This is a genomic window from Rhizobium sp. 01L410 (assembly GCF_056400165.1).
Map to the genome: position 1 here is coordinate 108,867 of NZ_JBFTST010000013.1, position 18,919 is coordinate 127,785.

Here is an 18,919-nt window from a genome sequence, read left to right on the forward strand (position 1 = left end):
TGCGTTTACAGGCCAGGGATAGTGAACGGCGTCAACCTTCGCACTGCCACCATTGGGGATCTCAAAGCAATGAACCAGATGCTTGTGATGCTTGTCGCGGTGGGAAGACGCTCGGCGCGATCTGACGCTGCCTTCGTTCATGACAACTAAGAGCCCGATCAAGCAGCCATCCGATGTTCGGTGGAGCTAGAATGATGGTAGAACTAGATGCCGTGAGGCGACACTCGCCATTCGATGAGACGGACCACACTGACGCTATCCCTTGACCTACTGGATCTTCTCTGTACCCGATGGCGATGTGACCTGGGTTGGCCCGCCCCCACTGCCGCTAGGCGACGGCGATCGGTCTGTTTTTTCCGGCGGACGTGCACTGCCATCGGCCGCGTTATTATCGAATGTGCCTGCTCCGGATGGCTGTGTGTTGATAGGATCGTTCGATGTCGAGGCCGTTGGTTTGGCATCCGTGTCAATGCTTTCGCCCCATATACCGAGGCCAGCCCAGGCGATCAGCGCAAGCACAAGACCACTGATCAGCACGATCAGGACTGGCCTGCCGCGGTTTCCCTGCCTTGCTTGCGTGGCGGTTTCCGTCACATCTCTTTGGTCGCCATCGTTTCTCGTCATTCTGAACATCCTTCGAGCGAGCTGGAATTTCGCGGCCACCACATCGGAAGGCGCTATGTCCTAAGCTAGTCGTTGCCTGAAGGTTCCCGATATCGCACCAATGCTGTACGGGTTTCCGCTAGATCGGTGGGATTTCCTCCGGCGACATTATGGACCGCCCTGAATATCTAAACCGTGGGGATGGTCGGCCCGGCCGTCGAAGGTTGATCTATCCAGTGAGTCCGCGACCGGCATCGTGCGTCATACGTCGACGTAAATTGTCTTGAGTTCAAATTTTGAACGGCTAGCGTCAACGATCGCTGATGGACGGCAGGTGTACTTCAACTTGGTGCCGATCTATTTCGCTAAGCGTTAATATCTTTTCCTTCCAGAACGCCTCCGCCTCCGGAGTGTCCTTGTCCCAGGAACGGACACTAATGATGTTGTCGTCGATATTCGCAAGTCTGCGTCCGCCTAAGCGCACATATTCCTCTGCAAGTTTCCGTGATGTGCTTGTCATTAACTTTCTCCTTCACAAGGAAACACACGTGCGCATCAACAGTTCCTGCTCCGACCTATAATTGCATACCGACCACCTATCATAGCAAAGATCATGCCGGCATCGATCGGCTGTCCGAGACGCTGGACTGCGGGGTGTCTTGCTCGTCGCCTGCACTCATCTTCCAATATTGATCGAAGCCGCGAAATGTTTCGCTGCCCCAACCGTTACCGAGAAGAAGTCGAGACTGTCAGCCGGAAGACGATCGGCCCGCAGCCTCACGCTGAGCTTTCAGCCGTTCGGTTTTCTCGCGGCGCGCGTCGATTTCCGCCCCGATGGTCGCCATCGCCAGATCGTTCGTGGTATCGAAGCGATCGCGGCGTTCCTGTGCCGTTAAGGTGTTCCGGCGTCGGATGTGTTCTGGATCTTGTTTGGACATGCCATCGAGCTAGGCCGCCGTCAGAAAGCGGCAAGCGCGGGTCGGCAAGCGTCCTATACCGTACAGTTGATTAATCGGTAGTGGATAGCCGTAAGATAGTTGCCGGTCGGCATCTAAGGGCCACGTCAACAGGCCGAGGCGAGTACGACCAGCGGCATAAGTTCGTATGCTAGTTCACCCACTACCCGGTGACACGCTCTCATCCCCCTTATCGGGTAACGAACCTGCTCCAGGCGTCTTGGTTTCATCCTGAAGATGCGGTTTGTCATGGGGTCCGGCTGGCGGATTATCCACCCCATTGACCGGCTTCTTTCCAGTCTCCTCTATTGCCTGCTGGGCCTTCGTGTCCTTATTCATCTCGCAATTCCTTTCATCGGCCTGATTAAATCCCTGGTCGCTTGGATAGTTCCGCGCTTAGCCCGTGCGCGATCGCCACGCATTCCGCTTCGGCGTAATTTCGGATGCCGGGATTCATAGCAACCGTGAACGCGAACTTTATGATTTTAATCAGCCGATCAGCAATTTTAACAGTGAGCGCGCAACATTCTCTGGCGGCGGGAACGCTGTGCAGGAAATGCGACACCGCCGTTCACCCGTGTTCAGGCCTCCGCCCTTCAATGTCCTCCTTGCCCCGAGGTCTGGCGCGCTGGCCACACCTCGTAGGGGCCACGCTCGCAGAGTTCCAACGTCTTGGCATCGACGGCTTGGCCCGCTAGGTGCAACCGTGCCCCGTCGCTAATCCACTCGATTTTGGGACGAACGTGTTGTCTTTCGGGCAGGTCGGTGTTCGTCTTACGCTAAAGCCGTCGGCGCACCATGCCCTGGCGGCCTCGACTATTGCCTTGCTCTGAGCCTTCGTCAGGCCATGATCTGCCGTAATCTTATCGTTGTTATTTTCTCCCCATAGATCCCCCTTCAAATTCCTGCCGTCCGTCTTTCCCGCTGTCATTGACGTGCTGCGGCACGATCAGGCTAAAGCTTCAGATTTCCACAGTTTGTGAGATCAGCAGCGCGGAGCTAATCGAAACAAGGCTGTTGAGGTCTGTTCTCCTCCCTCGAAGATGGAATTGCTTTACCTAGGATTTTTTTGAGGCTGCGGCTGAAATTGAACGAAGATTGGCTGATGGCGTTTGAAACGGGCAGCGTTCCCCCTAGCTTGTACCAGCGGGGGTCGACCGAATCCGGCACAAGGGAGATGAGCCTATGCATTTCATTGTCAACGGAGAACAGATCGATGTCGAGGCAGACATCCGGACGTCGCTCCTCGATCTGCTCAGAAACTGCCTCGGACGAACAGGCACGAAAAAGGGATGCGACCAGGGCGCCTGCGGCGCATGCACCGTGCTTGTTGAAGGCGAGCGCATTAACTCCTGCCTTGCCTTGGCGGTGCAGTATCAGGGCCGCAAGATCGTCACTGTCGAGGGGTTGGCTCAAGACGGACATCTCAATCCGCTGCAGCAGGCATTCGTCGATCATGACGGGTTTCAATGCGGCTATTGCACTCCCGGTCAGCTCTGTTCCGCCATCGGCATGGCAAGCGAGATTGAGCGGGGCATGCCGAGTGCCGTTACAAAGGATCTGACGTCGCCGCGCATCGCTCTCGATCAGACGGAAATTCGCGAGCGGATGAGTGGCAACCTCTGTCGATGCGGCGCCTACAACGGGATCGTCGAGGCGATTTCCGAGACCCTTTCCGCCGGCAATCACCCTACAATCGGAGAGGGGGTCCGCGCATGAACATCTTCACCTACGAGCAGCCTGGCAATACTGCGAGCGCCATTGCGCTCGCCAAGACGAACGGTCGGGCAAAGTACCTCGGCGGCGGCACGAACCTCATTGATCTCATGCGCGAAACCGTCGAGCAACCTGATGTGCTGATCGACGTGACCGGGCTTGATGACCGGATCGAGATGCGTGCTGACGGCAGTCTCTTCGTCGGGGCGGCGGCCAAAAACTCGGCGCTCGCGGCCAACGCGCACGTTCGCGACAGATATCCGTTCTTGGCGCGCTCGATCCTTTCCGGCGCCAGCGCCCAAATCCGCAATATGGCGACCGTCGGGGGCAACATTCTGCAGCGGACGCGCTGCCGGTATTTCTACGACAACGCGGCAAGCTGCAACAAGCGCGTCCCGGGTGCCGGCTGCGATGCGCGCGATGGCTTCAATCGCTATCATGCGATACTGGGCGCTTCGCCTGCCTGCGTGGCGACCCATCCGTCCGACATGTGTGTCGCGCTTGCTGCACTGGATGCGACCGTTCATCTCGGCGGACCTCTCGGTACACGAATGCTGCCTCTGGAGTCGCTGCATCGGCTGCCAGGTGACCACCCTGAGGTGGAAACCGAACTGCTTCCGGGCGAATTGATTACGGCAGTCGAAATACCGCCGCTCGGTTTTGGTCGACGTTCGACCTACAGAAAGGTTCGGGACCGGGCAAGTTACGCCTTCGCGCTGGTTTCCGTTGCTGCCGCCCTCGATGTCGATAACGCCGGTGTCGTGCGCGATGTGCGTCTTGCTCTCGGGGGCGTTGCTCACAAGCCCTGGCGCGCCGCCATCGCCGAGGCGAGCCTGAAAGGTAATCCGGCCGGATCCGACGCTTTTCGCCGCGCCGCGGAAGCCGAACTCGCCGCAGCGGTCGGGCTCAGGGACAACGGTTTCAAGATCGAACTGGCGAAGCGCCTGATCACCGTCGTGCTTGAAGAATTGATGGGAGAGGAAAAATGAGCGCTGGTCAGGATACAAAACCGCAGAAGCCCGGATACTGGCAACCCGCCGTTACCCGCGATCCGCTCCTTCGAAAACACGGCGCCCTTGGCCAACCCGTATCGCGTATCGATGGACCGCTGAAGGTGCAGGGCGCGGCACGCTTTGCTGCCGAGTTTCCCTATGACAATATCTGCTACGCGGCCCTGGCTTTCAGCACGGTGGCCCGCGCACGCATATCGCAGCTCCATGTCGGCGATGCGGAAAAAGCGCCCGGCGTCATCCTGGTCATGACCTATCGCAATGCACCGCGCATGAAAGCGCCGTCATTGATGATGTCGTCACCCAATGCGGCTGGCGCCAGCGACCTGCCGGTAATGCAGACTGACGAGATCCACTGGAACGGCCAGCCGATTGCGTTAGTTCTGGGCGAAACGCAAGAAGCGGCAGATTATGCCGCTTCGCTGATCGACGCCGACTATGATCTCTTACCGGCCGTGACATCCTTCGCCGAGGCCAAGGCAAATCCGCGTCAGCTCGAAACCCTCCTTGGCCAGCCGCCCGTTCTTGAGATCGGCGATGCCGAGAGCGCATTGCGAGCCGCCGCAGTCCAGGTCGACAACCTCTACCGGACGCCGCGTCACAATCATAACGCCATCGAGCTTCATGCGGCAACAGTGGCCTGGAGCGGCGATAACCTCCGTGTCCATGACGCCAGCCAGCTTATCGACCTCACGACCGGCCAGCTTGCAGAGATCTTCGGGATCGATCCGGCAAACGTCCATCTTACTTCGCCCTTCGTCGGTGGCGGATTCGGGGGCAAATGCCTTTGGGATCATCAGATCCTCGCCTGCGCGGCTGCAAAGCTCGCCAGCCGCCCGGTGCGTATTATGCTATCGCGCGAAGGTGTCTTCCGTGTCGTGGGCGGACGCACGGTGACTGAGCAGCGCGTCGCCCTCGGGGCCGACGAAACGGGGAAGCTTGGCGCTCTCATCCACACTGGCATCGTCGCCATGACACCGCACAATTCCTGCCCGGAACAATTCACCTTTCCGGCACGCCACCTTTATGCTGCGGGAAGCTTCCGGCTTGCCCAGGAGGTGGCGGATATGGACATGCTCGCCAATACCTTCATGCGAGCGCCCGGCGAATCCGTTGGAACCTTCGCCCTCGAATGTGCACTGGATGAGCTCGCCGACAAATTGGGGATCGACCCAATCGAGTTGCGGCGGAGGATTGAGCCAGAAACTGACCCGACGAGCGGGAAGCCGTTCTCCTCGCGCATGTTGGTCGAAGCTTACGAGCGGGGCGCCGAGAGGTTCGGCTGGCGCCACCGTAACCGGAAACCGGGACAGGTGCGCGATGGCGAGTGGCTTATCGGCTTGGGATGCGCGACTGCGACCTACCCGTATCACCGCTTTCCAGGGGGGGCAGCGCGCATCAAACTGACAGAAGATGGTTCCGTTGCGGTCTCGACAGCCGTTCACGACATGGGCATGGGCACCGCGACCGCCCAGGCTCAACACATCTCGGCGCGTCTGGGCGTGCCACTCGACAAGGTGAGCTTCGAATACGGAGACAGCCATCTTCCGCGCGGCGTCATCGCGGGAGGCTCGACGCAGACGGCATCGATAGGAGGCGCGATCATTGCCGCCTCCGAAGTGTTCATCGAGGAGCTGCTTAAACTCGCCGGCAACGACTCTCCCCTTGCAGGCCTGTCGTTTGCAGACGTGGAAGCACGCAATTCCGGCCTTGGTCACGTGCAGGATCAGAGCCGCTTTGAAACCTATCAGTCGATCCTGCTCCGGGCGGGACGCACAGAGCTTGTCTGTCAGGCCGAAGCACCGCCGCCTGCCGAAATGGAAGCCTTTTCCATGCATTCCTATGGGGCGCAGTTCTGTGAGGTCGGTGTCAATCAGATTACTGGCGAGACCAGGGTCCGGCGGTTTCTGGGCTCGTTCGACGCTGGCCATATACTCAATGGCAAGATGGCGACCAGCCAGTTCAAGGGCGGCATCATCATGGGAATAGGGCTTGCCCTGACGGAGGAGACTAATTTTGACGAGCGTACAGGTCGCATTGTGAATGCTTCGCTGGCTGAATACCATGTTCCAGTGCAAATGGACGTTCCTCAGATCGACGTCATTTACCTCGACGAGGCCGACCCTCAAGCGCCAATGGGAGCGCGCGGTATAGGCGAGATCGGAATAACTGGGGTAGGGGCGGCCATCGCCAATGCTGTCTATAACGCGACGGGCAAGAGGATCCGTGACCTGCCGATCACATTAGACAAGCTCCTCTGAACGAATGTTTCCTAGGCGGCGAAGTGCCCATCGCCGATCGGGCAGGCTGCCGCTAACGGCTCCCTTGTTTTACCCAGTTGGGTTGCAGATTGGTGTTTCGGCGAGCGGCGTGAAACGAATTAGCGAGTGATAGTAAAGATTGGATCAGTTGGCAGCTGACGAGCTTCTCCCGTTCGATCACGGGGTGATTTACTGCGCCATCTACTGGAAGCGATTGCTGCATCCGCGCCGCCGCAGCAATCGTTGCTGTTGTCGGCGACCTTGACAAGCCCGGCGCCTGAACGCTCCAGATCTTGTCTGAATGACCTCGCAGACCGGGCTCTTACCGCATTGGTATTATACGTCCGCGAGCCGCTTCCCGCGCCGGCCATGCTTCGTTCAACCCCGACGTTTACAGGCCACGGCGCTCAGCCGGTACCAGCAGTTAACACGTTGAGGCGCGCATCGGCGGACGAAAAAATGACAGGAAATGCCTTGGCCCGTCATTGCAGACGAAGACCTCCGTAAGAAGGCATCTTTTGGAGATCCTGTGCGTTGTTATTGGAACGACAGGAGGATCCTATGGCAGGAACACATACACGGACGAATGCGCGCGTCGTCAAGTCTGAGCTCGATCGCTACGCGCTCGAAATGGAGGAAGCTCGCGCAGAATCTGAAATATCGGGCACGGAGCATATTGCGGAAGCCAAAACTGCAGCGGAAAAGGAGCTCGCATGGCTGAAAAGTGAAGCTACGAACCTTCGCTCACGTTTGGCGATCATCCAAGGCCGAAGCACAAGCAGAAGCGCAAGCGGCCCGAGGGCCTCCTATCCCGTGCTGAAAACGATTTCGGTATTTGCGCTCACTATGATCGTTTCCACGCTTTTGCAGCACTCACGATCCGGTGGCCGCGGATAGGCAGAGAGCTCTCATGATGCTCGCCGGTCCAAGCGAAATGCTAAAGGCCGCAGGAGAGGCGGTTTTAAGGGCGTCCTCCGATTTGTATGCGGCGGTTGTAGCGATAGGCCGGTGTCACTTCTGCGCAGGGACGATCTCATCAACATCGCCGTTACTATTGCTCATGGGGCGAGGGGCCATCGCCCTCGACCCAGCGGTGCATAGCAGGCAAAAGTCTATCTTTCTCAGATGATTGAACAGATCCTAAAGTGTCATGGTCGACATTTTTCTTCTCCTGCATATTATTGTGCGAAAGAAGCGCCCAGCGCGGCCGAAGCCTCCCGAACCTCGCCTGTCGGTAAGGTTCCCAATGCGGTGCGGGAAGCTGGAACAATACCTTGCAGGCAGGGTTTCCTGTCAAAGGAAATCAATGGCAACTCTACCTACAAATTCGCAGCTGCGGACATGACGCTTGCCGGCCATCGGCTCGCAAAGCTCGACGATAGCGAGATCAGCACGCGGTTAAGCAGCGGTACGACGTCGAGATCCATCTGTCTTCATCGCGGGTGTAGCGATAGGCGCATAACGCCGCTGCAGCACCCTTACCGCGATGTCGCCACCGTTACGTCAGGTAACCATTGACGCGGCCTCAAACGTGAAATGAATCAGGTGCTGGAGATCGGATTGGCAAAGCTTCAGAAAAGTGGTGAAGCTGCCCCCTTAAGGCAATCAAGAGAAATGAATCTGGCAGGTAAAGCGGGCATAACGGCCCTTTTTAGGAGGATATGATGGCCACGAATGACACCAATGCTACACCCGAGCAACGACGCCCGCGCGATGTAAAGCCGGTTCCCAAGAAGCCCCACAATGCCGACAAGGAATCACTGGCGCCTGCCACGGTGCAGCCTGCAGGCAGCAAGGACGAGAGCGAACGTCCAAGCATTGATCCGGTTACCGGCGTTGCACTATGACCGAGAATGCCGACCTCCAGCTCGAGGTGGAAGCTCTCGCCGTGGCCGCGGAAACCGAGCCTGAAACGACCGTAGATCTGAGGTCGCTTGCTGTTCAGCTCTGGGCAAATTTCGATGAGTTTTCCGTTGAAGAACTGCAGGACATTTTGCGCCAAGCGTGGCGTATTCGCGGCTTGCCGTTCAACGACAACGCGGGCGGCGATGGCGCCATGCTGTTTAGCTAGTCGGTCTTGCACTGATCCGTACACCTGTACTGTTCGTAACAGCGCGCGACCGCATATGGACGCGGCCCGCCGGAGGTTCAATGATCATTTTACACCATCTCAATAACAGCCGATCCCAACGTATGATCTGGCTGTTGGAGGAGCTCGGCCTCGAATACGACGTCCGTCACTACAGGCGCAATGCCGACATGAGTGCTCCGGATGAACTGAAGCGCGTTCATCCGCTCGGAAAGTCGCCCGTGATTGAAGATGCCGGCCACGGGGACACACAACCCATACTGACCGAGACCGCGGCGATCTGCGAATACCTGGTCGCAAAAGCTGACGGCCAGATGGGCCCGCCGGAAGGCCCCTCCGGCCTGCTTCGCTACCGCATGTTTCTCCACTATGCCGAGGGTTCTGTCATGCCGGTGCTGTTTGCGCTCCTTGCAGTGTCCCGTGTACCGCTTCTGGGAAAGGTCGCCTTTAAAAGGCTTCGCCCTATGCTCGACGTGCACCTCGACTATATCGAAACTGAGCTCTCGACGCGGCCCTGGTTCGCTGGCGAGAGCATTTCGGCCGCCGACGTCATGATGAGCTTTCCTCTTGAGGCTGCAGCCAAGAATGCCCGCCTGAGCGGTTCCCGGCCTGCAATCGCCGAGTGGCTCAAACGCATTCATGCTCGCCCGGCCTATATCCGGGCTCTCGAAAAGGGCGGGCCTTACAGGTTTGCACAGTGATCGAAGATGTTATCTCGGACAACTGTCGCAAGCTGTACGGGAACAAGGATTGTCAGCGGCGCATTGTCGTTCGACGAGGCTGACGAAAGGCATATCGTCGAAACTAAGGTCGCCATCGCGCACATGTCTCTACAGGTGGGGTCTGAAGATCATTGCCAGGCCTGTCGCTTTGGTTACAGGGACCGCATCTGGAATAGTATTGGCGACGGCGTTCAGGATGGCGACCGACTTCGATCTGGCACTGGTCGATTCCGATAGTTAGGGAAGCGGTCCGCTCGAAATTTTCCAGTGACCGTTGCCTCACTTTCTGTGCGGATATCGTCGTCGGACGAAGAGATTGGAGGTGCTCGCGCGGCCCTTTTGGCCAGGGTCGGCCGCCTGGATGCCATTGTCGACAACGCCAGCATTAATGGGGTGTGGGCTCCAATTGACGATCTGATGCCGAACGAGTGGGACAGGATCGTTCGCGTCAACCTGCGCGGCACGTACCTCACGCTGCATGTGTTTGTTCCACTACTGAAGGTGGCGGGAGGAGGTGCGATCTCATCGTGTCCTCCATTTAGCGGCGTTCGCACTTTCACCTCACCCGGTGCGATTGCTTACAGCGCGACAAAAGGCGCCCAGGTCGCGATGGCTCAGCAGCTGGCACTCGAACTCGGCCGTCATTCAATCCGATCAACGTTCTTTGTCCGGGCGCGATCGCTACCGAAATATCAGCCTCGACGCATATCAGGCACCGCGAGGATGTGGAGGTCCCCGTCGTGTGGCCGGAAGGTAGCGTTGCTCTCACGAAAGGCGAGCCAGGAAAAGCGCTGATGCAGCTGGCGCTATCCATTTTCTGCTGACCGCTAGCGCGAGGCACATAACCGGCTCGCCGCTATTTGTCGACGGAGGTCAGGGACTTCTCCGGTGAAGACGGCTACGGCGGTTTTAGCCGTTCGGCCTTAGTCGTCCTGCGTTGGCCGTATCGTATCGACCGAAATCTTGCCATCGACCAAGCCACGCTCAAGATCAGTGCGTCCGTGGTCGATCTCGGTCACCGAATAAAGCTTGTCGTCGCGAAATGAGCTGGCATTCGTCGTCGTCACGCCCTCGGCCGGAGCTGAGTCGATCTCCATGAAGTCGAGCTCGCGGCTGGTCGCAACGATACGGGCGTCTCCTGAGCTGCGCGCAGCAACAACAACAGTCCCATGGCCAGGCGAATTGACCCATCTGGGATCGGTCGGCGCCGCGATTGGCTCCAGCCTGTAAAGATTCAGGGTTTCGCCACCAAAGTCGGCACCGGCCGCAGCCGCATCATCAATCTGAGCTTTGCTCTCGACAGACCTTCCGAAGCGGACCTGACTGGTCGCATTGTTGGGATCTTCTCCGCCTGCTCTCGATACATTCGACATTAATGATCTCCATCGTGCTGGTGTGTCAGTCGTAACGACGGGAGGTCCTAACGGTTCCGTGCTGATGCGCGGTTTCACCGGGCGATGGATGATCGGTCAGTCTGGAGGGGAGATTATCGTCGCTTGTTACTGCGATTCGGTGCCCGCAGCAGCCGAAACACCCCGGCCACAGAGGCCGGGGCGCAAAAGCTTAGGCAGGTCTGACATTCTCAGCCTTGGATTTTCCAGTCTTGCGATCCTGGCCAACGTCATAGCTGACCTTGTCGCCGTCGCGCAGTGATCCCTGACCACCGAGCGCGCTGACATGAACGAAGACATCAGGTCCGCCGGCATCGGGGGTGATGAAGCCGAAACCTTTTTCCTGATTGAAGAATTTCACTGTGCCAGTTGCCATGTTTATCCTCGTGAGAATTGCGGCCTTAACTACCGCTGCCGACCTTAAGCAGCTGCCAGCCAGTCCGCAACCTTCCTGTCGCACTCGGCGGGCAGGACCTTCAAATTGATCCCCAGCGGGAACGCTGTCATCAGGAAGAGGCCTGCTCCCAGTGAGTTTTTTGTCCGTCACATGTTTTCTTGCCTGAGGATCTGTCCACTGATGCGGAGGGCTCAGTCTTCATCCACGTTCCTGGGCGCCAATTGCGAACGCAATGGTTTGACTGGGAACATATGCAGCCCCTGGAACTGTTGGGCGATCCGCCGCGTTTTTCGAAAAGGGCACGGTATGCTTCATTAGTTTCGGAGACTGAAATGGATGATGAACTCATATTTTCGCGGCGTGACTGGCTCGCTACTGTCAGCGGCGTCTTGACACATAAGGCCACCGGATCAAACGTTGAAGGCGCACCCTGCAATATGCTCCTCGGCAATGCTATCCATCATCTCGCTGGCCTCGAAACTTTGAAATGCGACGAGCACGAGGCTTCGGTCGCACTGGCAGGCATCGTACTCAATTGTAAGGACTGCCGCCGTCTCGCTGCGAAGTTCGGCGAAGCATTGAGAGTAGCCGAATAGGGAAACCTCCGTTTGCTCGCGTTCAACCATTTCGGCTCAGCCGGCAGTGATACACGGTGCAGCTACATTGCCCGCGAGGGCGTCGTCACACGCGGCCAGGACGGCATCGTCTCTGGCTCACGAAAGCACTGGCTCTCAAACAGGGCCGGGGACGTCTCCTCGCTGTTCGGAACGGACCAGAGCGGTCTCGTCATGTCGGTTTGGTGGTAGCCAGGGGCAACACGTTGACGCGCATGCCGCGATTGCCAGCCGCTCAACTCTCAAGCGCTGGGGCACAGCCGACGATCTGGTGGGTCCAATCTTGTTTTGTGCTCGCCGGCTGCGGCCTTTGTCACGGGTGTGACGTTGCCTGTCGATGGCGGTTATAGCGTCGGCTAGTGCTCTCCAGCCAATAACACCCACGCAGCCTCGCTTCGACGCGCTGACAATGTTAGATCGTCAGTGATGCGGTCAAATGCGAATCCCGGCAGTCCCAATGAATGATATATTGCTCCTGTTGCTCGCAGGGATGCTGGCAGGCAGCATGAACGCCTTGGCAGGTGGTGGGTCCTTCGTGTCCCTGCCGGCGTTGATCTCCGTCGGCGTGCCGTCTGTCGCGGCCAACGCGACGAGCACATTTTCTCTTTTCCCGGGTGGGTTGGCGAGCTCTTGGGTGTATCGCGACGGGTTCGGCAAAGTCTGCGGCGTGCCGGTTTTGCCAATTGTGCTTGCAACCGTTCTTGGCGGACTCTGCGGCAGCATGCTGCTGCTATTGACGCCTTCCCGTGTCTTCGACGCCATACTGCCATGGCTGCTTTTGATTGCTACGGGCATGCTTGTCTTCGGTCGGCGCATCAGTGCGGCCTTCCGCAGCCGCGCTTCAGCCCGAACCGCGGCCATCGTCCCAATTCAATTCCTTCTCGGCGTCTATGGCGGCTATTTTGGTGGAGCGGTCGGCATGATGATGCTGGCCACCTGGAGTATTTTCGGCGGAGGCGAGATCAAGGAACTAAACCCGATGCGGATGTTGATGGTGACTGCTGCAAACGCAGTCGCTGTCATTGTTTTCGTCGCCGCCGGGGCGATTGCCTGGTTCCAATGCCTTCCCATGTTGACGGGGGCGCTTCTCGGCGGCTGGGCAGGTGCACATGTTGGCTTGAAATTGCCAGCTTCCTCGGTCCGGGCCCTCACGATTGCGCTCGCGGTGGCGACAACGGCGCTGTTTTTTGCCCGGGCCTATTTTTCCTAGAAGCTGGCGCATAGCCAGACCTATTTCAAGAAACCGTCGCGTCCGAACTCGTCCCAGCCATCCAATTTTGAAGCGTCGGCGTCAGCCATGGTCCTGACCTTAGCGGGCTTACTCTTTTTGAGCGATCGCGTCAGCTTCGCCTGATATGCGGCGCGCCGCCGGTTTTCGGCTTTGGCAATCGCGTCTTCATCGCGCCATTCGTCCACCACACTCCGGTCCAGAATGTCCTCGACCACCTTGGGATCGAACACGTGGAAGGTGATCCGGCGTGCCCTGCCATTCAGCCGGACGGTTCGCGTACCTGCGCTCGGCAGGCGGCCGTCCGCCAGCCAGCGATGGCGTTCGCTGGTCGTGATCGTCAAGATGTCCTGGATCTCGCGCGGGATCACCGGCAATCGCTCAATGCCGTCGAGTAGATTGGCGACGATCGCCGATATCGCATGAAACTCGGCCTTCTGGCTGGCAGGCATCACCAGAGTGATTTCGCCTCCATCAAGGTCAAGCGACTTCTTCGCCGGCGCTGGCACCCTGGCGCGAAGCTCCATGAGAATGCCTTTCGCACGAACCGTCGATCCCATCGTCGCTGCCGGCACGAGTCGCCATGTCTTCAGGAGTTCGACATCATTCTTCTGTTCTTTCCGCATGGTGATGAAATGGGTTGCCGCGCGCTCTTCGTCAACGAGGCGAGTGTCGCTCAACCTGCCAAAGCCACAATTCTGTCGCGCGGGTCATCGCGAAGGATCGAACTGCCAGGTCAATCCTCCATGCACCGTGGAAAATTACAGTCGGCACAGCGCGATCGCCTTAGAAACAGCACGCCGGCGGATCAGGAATTGCATCTACGCAGGCACCCTGCACCAACGACGCGTCATCCGTTGAATGACTGACGCATGATATGGGCGGAGCCACGAAACACGGGGCAGCCGGGACTGGGTTCGCGAGTGCTTGGCGGCCGGCGCGCGACCCCTGCGGCGCCGGAGCGATTTTCGATCTGCGGAAGTCTTGGAGCATGGGTTAAGAGGCTGTGACCAGTCGTTGTGAACCCTGTGGCTCGGTGGTCGCGTCCGACACTTTACGGACTTCAGATGGCATGCGCACGGAACCGCAGGATCAATAAGGCGGATCCGCCCCACAGCCAATGACCGGTGGGCCGACCTAATCAGCCCATCCGATCGAAGCTGAGTTTCAAGTTCTCACTTTATGACCGACAAAAAGGGTACTGTCGCGATGAGGGTGCCGCCTTCGTCGCGGACCTCAAATGTCTTTCCGTCGATAGGTTCGCCGCTTAAAACAAGCTCGGCAACCATCTCCCTTGCAGCCTTGACGGCTTCATTGCGGGCTTCCCCACCGCCCGGTAAGTCGATGCCTTCCACGTCTTCGATATAGACTGCATCTTCGTGGATATGGAAGTAGTAGCGCATTTGCTTAGAACCAAGAGAAACCGCATTCGTTCCAAAAATAACAGCAACTTGTGGCCTTGATACGGTTAAGCCGGTGTTCGGCCCCTTTTAACAATATTACAAGTCGGCGGTTCTGAGGAGACGGTCGGCGATCATGCATTCGAGCGAGCAGTTGTATGCTGAGCACGTCCTCTCCGGCGAGCTCTCCAGACTTCGCACCACTTCGTTCGTCCGGTACCGTCTCACGACGATAGACGGTTTCGCGCAACATGTGCGGAACCAACTTGTTTGATCAAGGTTTTTATAGCGACACGGAAACCTCGTTCCCAATCGGGGCCCCGATCGAAACCCCTCACGATAGCCTGTCGAGACTCAGCCCTCGGTTCCCTCCCTCTCGAATCGAGGGCATTTCTTTTAAAGGAATCGCGAAGTGCCAAGCCTATAGCTAACGATTGCTCTCTCCTTCGCATGCACCCGCACATCCGAGTGGCTCTTTTGAATAGGCTTGCCGCCGGTATCGCGACGACATCTGTTGACGGCTGGGACGGCGTTTAGACCTGGCCAGGCCGATCTTTCAAGGCGCGGGCAACCGCAGCCACAAGGAACTCGGGTTCGCACGGTTTCGAAAGTTGTTCCCCCTCGGCGAAGGCCGGTTCGATCTCCGGTAGGGACTCCGCCTCGCCAGAATAGACGATGAACGGTGTGCCTCTCTCAACAAGGATTCTGACAACCTCTGCGCACAGCCCGTCCGACAGCCGTGGATCAACGATCGCGGTCGATGGAGTGTTGTCGTTCAGCCATTCCTTCGCATCTGCACATGTGGAAAAGGTCACGTGATCGTGGCCATACTCGCCAAGCAGCATTTCAATGTCGAGCGCGATGAAGGGCTGGTCCTCGAGCAGCATTATTGTAGCCATGGTTTTCCCTCTTGGGCAGTCTCAATCGCTACCCGAAAGCCGCCGATTTGTCACTCGTGCGGCACGTTGCGTGCGATGCCGTACATTTGACGACCGTCTGCAACATTCTGAGAGCCGCGCGCTTTCCAACTGGCCGCCTGTGGTCACCCAAAGCGCCCCGAAACTTTGGAAAGCTCGTCTCCATTGTTGTCTCCTGCGTCTGCGACGATGACAGGTCCTATCATTGCTGAATGATCCGGGCAGGATACCTTTGAAAACAGCGCATGCCGAGGCTGCAGCCGTCCGCCCGATATTCGACCTATCACCGACCTGTCCGGCAGCGGTCTGGCGCAGGTCGCAACGCTACTTGGAAAATAAAAGGCCCATTATTCGATCCACCTGCTCCGCCCGACCTCAAGGTCCGGGTTGGTTGATACGAAGGAAATCACGATTTTTGAAAACCATTCGGAACACGATCGGAAAGTGGAAGTTAAGCTTTCGAGATCATGAGGATCTCTTAAGGAGGAAAATGATAATGGCATCCACTGGCACCGACACTTCGCATTCCAAGAGCGGGTCCAAATCGAACTCGGGTAAGAGCGCATCATCGACGACGAAAAGCGCAAGCTCGTCTGGCAAACAGGGCGGCTCGCATGAGCAGCACGTCAAAGCCGCCGCACAGAGCCACAAGAACTCGAAGTGACATCAAACCCTTTATCCGAGAAGATTAACGGGCGCGGAACACTCCGCGCCCGAACTGAATCAGGCGATTGGCGGCGATGCCTTGCCGAGCTTCACTGAAGGCTCGCGGCCCCATACACGCAGCTTGCCGAGTTTCTCAACAAACGCTTCTATGTCCTTGCTATCTGATAACTGAATCGTTCCCTCGTCAAGCTGACCGGAAATTCCAGCTTTTTCCAGGAGCGGCATGGCAGATTGGTCGTAGCCGATGTACTTGCAGTGCTGGAAGGCGTCTGCGACGAAGTCGCGGGCGGCCGCTTCTTTGACAAGGTCGTCGATTGCCTGATGCGACGTTAAAATCACGACTGCATCGAAAAGTACCGACGGCCCCCCGTCGATCATATGGTTCACCTCTATGGAGCTCCCGTCGTCGGCCGTGACGCCGCCCACCTTTGGAGCGATCAACTCGATGACGGCTTTTTGGGCTGCGACTGCCTTCGTCAACGCTTTCAGCAGCTTCGCATCGACGCCGTCGGCAATCATAATTCCGAGTTTGCGCCCTTCGAACCGCATCGGTCCGCGTTCGACGATGCTCAGCGCAGGGGAAGCTTCAAGATCCTGCCTTGTCGGCATGGCGGCATCCGCCGGTTTCGGCATCGATTGAAAGCCAAGCTTCTGCGCGACCGTCGTCGCCAGCGTCTCGTCGATGTTCAAAAGGTGCGACACCATTCTCTCACGGATCGCCAACGATTCGACCTTGCTCAGTTCGAATGTCAACGCCGACGCAATATGGCGCTGTTCCGCCCCGGTCTGGCTGATGAAGAATTGCCGGGCCTGGCTATAGTGGTCCGCAAAGCTCTCAGGACGTAGCCGCGCCTTCTGACCCTGTTCGTCAGCAGGAAAGTGCCGATATCCGCGGGACGGCGATTCACGGGGGCCTTCCCCATGCGAGTTCGGTTGGTAGTTCGCCCTGCCGACGGGATTGCGCATCGCCATGTGGCCGTCCTGCTGAAAGTTGTGCATGGGACATTTCGGCGCATTAATTGGCAGATGTGTAAAGTTTGGACCGCCCAGACGCTTCAACTGAGTGTCGAGGTAGGAGAAGTTCCGGCCTTGCAGCAGCGGGTCGTTGCTGAAGTCGATGCCCGGTGGCACGTTCTGCGTCATGAACGCGACCTGCTCGGTCTCGGCGAAAAAGTTGTCCGGCATCCGGTCGAGAACCATCCGCCCGATCGGCCTAACCGGCAGGATTTCCTCAGGAATGATCTTCGTCGGGTCAAGCACATCGAAATCGAAGTTGTCCGCGAAGTCCTGATCGAAGAGCTGAACCGCGAGTTCCCATTCCGGGAAGTTGCCAGACTGGATTGCATTCCAAAGATCGCGTCGATGGAAGTCCGGGTCAGCGCCGTTGATCTTGACGGCCTCGTTCCACGCAACGGACTGCAGGCCGAGCTTCGGCTTCCAATGAAACTTGACGAAGGTCGATTTGTCCTCGGCGTTGACGAACCTGAAGGTATGGACGCCGAACCCCTCCATGAAGCGGAGCGACCGTGGGATGGTTCGGTCCGACATGATCCACATGACCATGTTCATACTTTCGGGCGTCAAACTGATGAAATCCCAAAAGTTGTCGTGCGCGGTTTGGGCCTGGGGGAAGGCGCGGTCCGGCTCCTGCTTGGCGGCATGGATGAGGTCTGGGAACTTGATCGCATCCTGGATGAAGAAGACCGGGATGTTATTGCCGACTAGGTCCCAATTGCCCTCCTTCGTATACATCTTCACCGCAAAGCCCCGAACGTCGCGCGCAAGATCAGCGGATCCTTTGTTGCCGGCGACTGTTGAAAATCGCACGAAGACGGGCGTCTTTTCGCCAGCACGCTGGAATACGTCCGCGCGTGTGACGTCCGCCAAGGATTCGTACGTCTCGAAGAAGCCGTGGGCGCCGTAGCCCCGAGCGTGTACAACACGCTCGGGGATCCGTTCGTGGTCGAAGTGGAAAATCTTCTCGCGGAAATGGAAGTCGTCAACGAGAAGCGGCCCGCGTGGACCGACGCGTAGTGAATTCTGATCGTCGGCGACGGGCGCGCCCTGCGACGTGGTTAGGATGTCCTGGCCATCCTCGGCAAACTGGTGAAGTTCGCCTCCAGTGCCTCGATGAAGCTGCTGGTCGTGGATCTTGACGACTTCGTCAGACGAAGGAAGGGATGTGGGTTTCGCTGGGCGTTTGGCCATGTTAGTATCCCCTTGAACTTGATCTTAATTCGGATAACTGCGAAAAGGCCGCCCTCCGGGCGGCCTTTTGCTTGACAGGTCGCGATCTTATGCGGCCTTGGTTTTACCGGCGGCGTTGGCCTGCTTTTCGGCTAGCTGTGTCAGCTTCTGGTCGGTGGCTTCTTCCTCGGAAAGCGTGGCTTCGAGGAGTGGAACGGCGTCCGTCAAGCCCAGCTGTTTCGCCCAGGCAATGAGCGTGCCGTAACGCGCGATCTCATAATGCTCGACCGCCTGCGCCGACGAGATGAGTCCGGCGTCGAGAGCAGGAGAGCCCTTGAACTCCTCCATGATCTCCTCACCCTCGGCAAGAATGCCTTGGATCGCTTCGCAGGTCTTGCCGCGGGCCGGCTTGCCGAGAATTTCGAATACTTGTTCGAGCCGCTCGATCTGGCCCTGTGTCTCGTCATGATGCTGCAGAAATCCAGCCTTGCCTTCTTCCGATTGCGCGGCGCGGGCCATCTTCGGCAGAGCCTTCAAGACCTGCTTTTCTGCAAAATAGATATCCTTGAGCGTGTCGAGAAATAGGTCGTCGAGTGTCTTGGTCGTTGCCATGATATTCTCCGTTGTTTTACTCGCTCTCAGCCGATCTCGTTTGCGTTCTGATCCTAGGTGAGAGACGCGAAGCTAACCTCCGCGCAACTGGTTTGTTCCCCGTCCAATATCGGACAAAGAAGGAGCGGCCGTGAGCAGTCGCCAAATTTG

General features: G+C 57.9%; 21 protein-coding genes and 2 pseudogenes. 11 read left to right on the top strand and 12 right to left on the bottom strand.

Going from position 1 to position 18,919, the window contains the following annotated elements; genetic code table 11:
- Positions 1 to 267: 267 nt before the first annotated feature.
- The 4 genes from AC1DV9_RS24300 to AC1DV9_RS24315 form a co-directional block, all read right to left on the bottom strand.
- Entirely contained in the window at positions 268 to 624 is a 357-nt protein-coding gene (locus AC1DV9_RS24300) for a hypothetical protein (RefSeq protein WP_112386834.1), read from the bottom strand.
- Between the two features lie 289 nt (positions 625 to 913).
- On the bottom strand, positions 914 to 1,123 hold the full coding sequence (locus AC1DV9_RS24305; protein ID WP_112386835.1) for a hypothetical protein: 210 nt from the start codon (positions 1,121 to 1,123) through the stop codon (positions 914 to 916).
- Positions 1,124 to 1,352: 229 nt separating this feature from the next.
- Positions 1,353 to 1,541 carry a hypothetical protein gene (locus AC1DV9_RS24310; RefSeq protein WP_112386836.1) on the bottom strand — a complete coding sequence of 63 codons (189 nt, stop codon included), beginning with the start codon at positions 1,539 to 1,541 and terminating at the stop codon, positions 1,353 to 1,355.
- A 174-nt stretch (positions 1,542 to 1,715) separates the two neighbouring features.
- The gene (locus tag AC1DV9_RS24315; protein WP_112446054.1) at positions 1,716 to 1,898 is read right to left on the bottom strand and encodes a hypothetical protein; all 183 of its coding nucleotides are present in this window, start codon (positions 1,896 to 1,898) and stop codon (positions 1,716 to 1,718) included.
- Positions 1,899 to 2,744: 846 nt separating this feature from the next.
- Here AC1DV9_RS24315 and AC1DV9_RS24320 point away from each other — a divergent pair.
- The 4 genes from AC1DV9_RS24320 (at position 2,745) to AC1DV9_RS24335 (ending at position 7,443) form a co-directional block, all read left to right on the top strand.
- On the top strand, positions 2,745 to 3,278 hold the full coding sequence (locus tag AC1DV9_RS24320; protein WP_112386837.1) for a 2Fe-2S iron-sulfur cluster-binding protein: 534 nt from the start codon (positions 2,745 to 2,747) through the stop codon (positions 3,276 to 3,278).
- Positions 3,275 to 4,264 carry an FAD binding domain-containing protein gene (locus tag AC1DV9_RS24325; RefSeq protein ID WP_112386838.1) on the top strand — a complete coding sequence of 330 codons (990 nt, stop codon included), beginning with the start codon at positions 3,275 to 3,277 and terminating at the stop codon, positions 4,262 to 4,264. The genes AC1DV9_RS24320 and AC1DV9_RS24325 overlap by 4 nt, the downstream gene beginning before the upstream one ends.
- Entirely contained in the window at positions 4,261 to 6,546 is a 2,286-nt protein-coding gene (locus AC1DV9_RS24330; RefSeq protein WP_477950334.1) for a xanthine dehydrogenase family protein molybdopterin-binding subunit, read from the top strand. Before AC1DV9_RS24325 ends, AC1DV9_RS24330 begins: the two co-directional genes overlap by 4 nt.
- 561 nt (positions 6,547 to 7,107) lie before the next feature.
- Positions 7,108 to 7,443: a hypothetical protein gene (locus tag AC1DV9_RS24335; protein ID WP_477950335.1), complete on the top strand. Its 336-nt coding sequence runs from the start codon at positions 7,108 to 7,110 to the stop codon at positions 7,441 to 7,443.
- 138 nt (positions 7,444 to 7,581) lie between these two features.
- On the opposite strand, the pseudogene AC1DV9_RS24340 reads toward AC1DV9_RS24335, so the two are convergent.
- Positions 7,582 to 7,683, bottom strand: a pseudogene (locus AC1DV9_RS24340) (pyridoxamine 5'-phosphate oxidase family protein); the annotation flags it as partial.
- A gap of 527 nt (positions 7,684 to 8,210) precedes the next feature.
- On the opposite strand from AC1DV9_RS24340, the gene AC1DV9_RS24345 reads away from it, so the two are divergent.
- From AC1DV9_RS24345 to AC1DV9_RS24360, 4 genes and pseudogenes are all read left to right on the top strand, one after another.
- Positions 8,211 to 8,393, top strand: a complete 183-nt coding sequence (locus AC1DV9_RS24345; protein WP_477950372.1) for a hypothetical protein — start codon at positions 8,211 to 8,213, stop codon at positions 8,391 to 8,393.
- The gene (locus tag AC1DV9_RS24350) at positions 8,390 to 8,617 is read left to right on the top strand and encodes a hypothetical protein (protein ID WP_477950336.1); all 228 of its coding nucleotides are present in this window, start codon (positions 8,390 to 8,392) and stop codon (positions 8,615 to 8,617) included. Before AC1DV9_RS24345 ends, AC1DV9_RS24350 begins: the two co-directional genes overlap by 4 nt.
- Positions 8,618 to 8,697: 80 nt before the next feature.
- A complete protein-coding gene (locus AC1DV9_RS24355; protein ID WP_477950337.1) occupies positions 8,698 to 9,336 on the top strand; it encodes a glutathione S-transferase family protein in 639 nt (212 codons plus the stop codon).
- A gap of 217 nt (positions 9,337 to 9,553) precedes the next feature.
- Positions 9,554 to 10,249 (top strand): annotated as a pseudogene (locus AC1DV9_RS24360) (SDR family oxidoreductase).
- A gap of 31 nt (positions 10,250 to 10,280) precedes the next feature.
- On the opposite strand, the gene AC1DV9_RS24365 reads toward AC1DV9_RS24360, so the two are convergent.
- The gene (locus tag AC1DV9_RS24365; protein WP_112386844.1) at positions 10,281 to 10,730 is read right to left on the bottom strand and encodes a hypothetical protein; all 450 of its coding nucleotides are present in this window, start codon (positions 10,728 to 10,730) and stop codon (positions 10,281 to 10,283) included.
- 190 nt (positions 10,731 to 10,920) lie between these two features.
- The gene (locus tag AC1DV9_RS24370; RefSeq protein ID WP_112386845.1) at positions 10,921 to 11,124 is read right to left on the bottom strand and encodes a cold-shock protein; all 204 of its coding nucleotides are present in this window, start codon (positions 11,122 to 11,124) and stop codon (positions 10,921 to 10,923) included.
- A 353-nt stretch (positions 11,125 to 11,477) separates the two neighbouring features.
- Between AC1DV9_RS24370 and AC1DV9_RS24375 the strand changes: the two genes are divergently transcribed.
- On the top strand, positions 11,478 to 11,741 hold the full coding sequence (locus AC1DV9_RS24375) for a hypothetical protein (RefSeq protein ID WP_112446052.1): 264 nt from the start codon (positions 11,478 to 11,480) through the stop codon (positions 11,739 to 11,741).
- 475 nt (positions 11,742 to 12,216) lie between these two features.
- On the top strand, positions 12,217 to 12,969 hold the full coding sequence (locus AC1DV9_RS24380) for a sulfite exporter TauE/SafE family protein (protein WP_477950338.1): 753 nt from the start codon (positions 12,217 to 12,219) through the stop codon (positions 12,967 to 12,969).
- Between the two features lie 20 nt (positions 12,970 to 12,989).
- On the opposite strand, the gene AC1DV9_RS24385 is transcribed toward AC1DV9_RS24380, so the two are convergent.
- The 3 genes from AC1DV9_RS24385 to AC1DV9_RS24395 all read right to left on the bottom strand — a co-directional run bounded on the left by AC1DV9_RS24385 (position 12,990) and on the right by AC1DV9_RS24395 (position 15,274).
- Positions 12,990 to 13,613 (bottom strand): hypothetical protein, encoded by a 624-nt coding sequence (locus tag AC1DV9_RS24385; protein ID WP_477950373.1) that lies wholly within the window; start codon positions 13,611 to 13,613, stop codon positions 12,990 to 12,992.
- Between the two features lie 549 nt (positions 13,614 to 14,162).
- On the bottom strand, positions 14,163 to 14,390 hold the full coding sequence (locus AC1DV9_RS24390) for a DUF6894 family protein (RefSeq protein ID WP_442208311.1): 228 nt from the start codon (positions 14,388 to 14,390) through the stop codon (positions 14,163 to 14,165).
- Between the two features lie 530 nt (positions 14,391 to 14,920).
- The gene (locus AC1DV9_RS24395) at positions 14,921 to 15,274 is read right to left on the bottom strand and encodes a response regulator (protein WP_477950339.1); all 354 of its coding nucleotides are present in this window, start codon (positions 15,272 to 15,274) and stop codon (positions 14,921 to 14,923) included.
- Between the two features lie 526 nt (positions 15,275 to 15,800).
- Here AC1DV9_RS24395 and AC1DV9_RS24400 point away from each other — a divergent pair.
- Positions 15,801 to 15,968, top strand: coding sequence for a hypothetical protein (locus AC1DV9_RS24400; RefSeq protein ID WP_477950340.1), 168 nt, complete (start codon positions 15,801 to 15,803; stop codon positions 15,966 to 15,968).
- A gap of 59 nt (positions 15,969 to 16,027) precedes the next feature.
- Here the strand turns inward: AC1DV9_RS24400 and katE are convergent, their stop codons facing one another.
- Complete coding sequence (gene katE / locus AC1DV9_RS24405; RefSeq protein WP_477950341.1) at positions 16,028 to 18,178, bottom strand: catalase; 2,151 nt, start codon at positions 18,176 to 18,178, stop codon at positions 16,028 to 16,030.
- A gap of 87 nt (positions 18,179 to 18,265) precedes the next feature.
- Positions 18,266 to 18,769, bottom strand: coding sequence for a YciE/YciF ferroxidase family protein (locus AC1DV9_RS24410; RefSeq protein ID WP_477950342.1), 504 nt, complete (start codon positions 18,767 to 18,769; stop codon positions 18,266 to 18,268).
- Between the last annotated feature and the right edge of the window lie 150 nt (positions 18,770 to 18,919).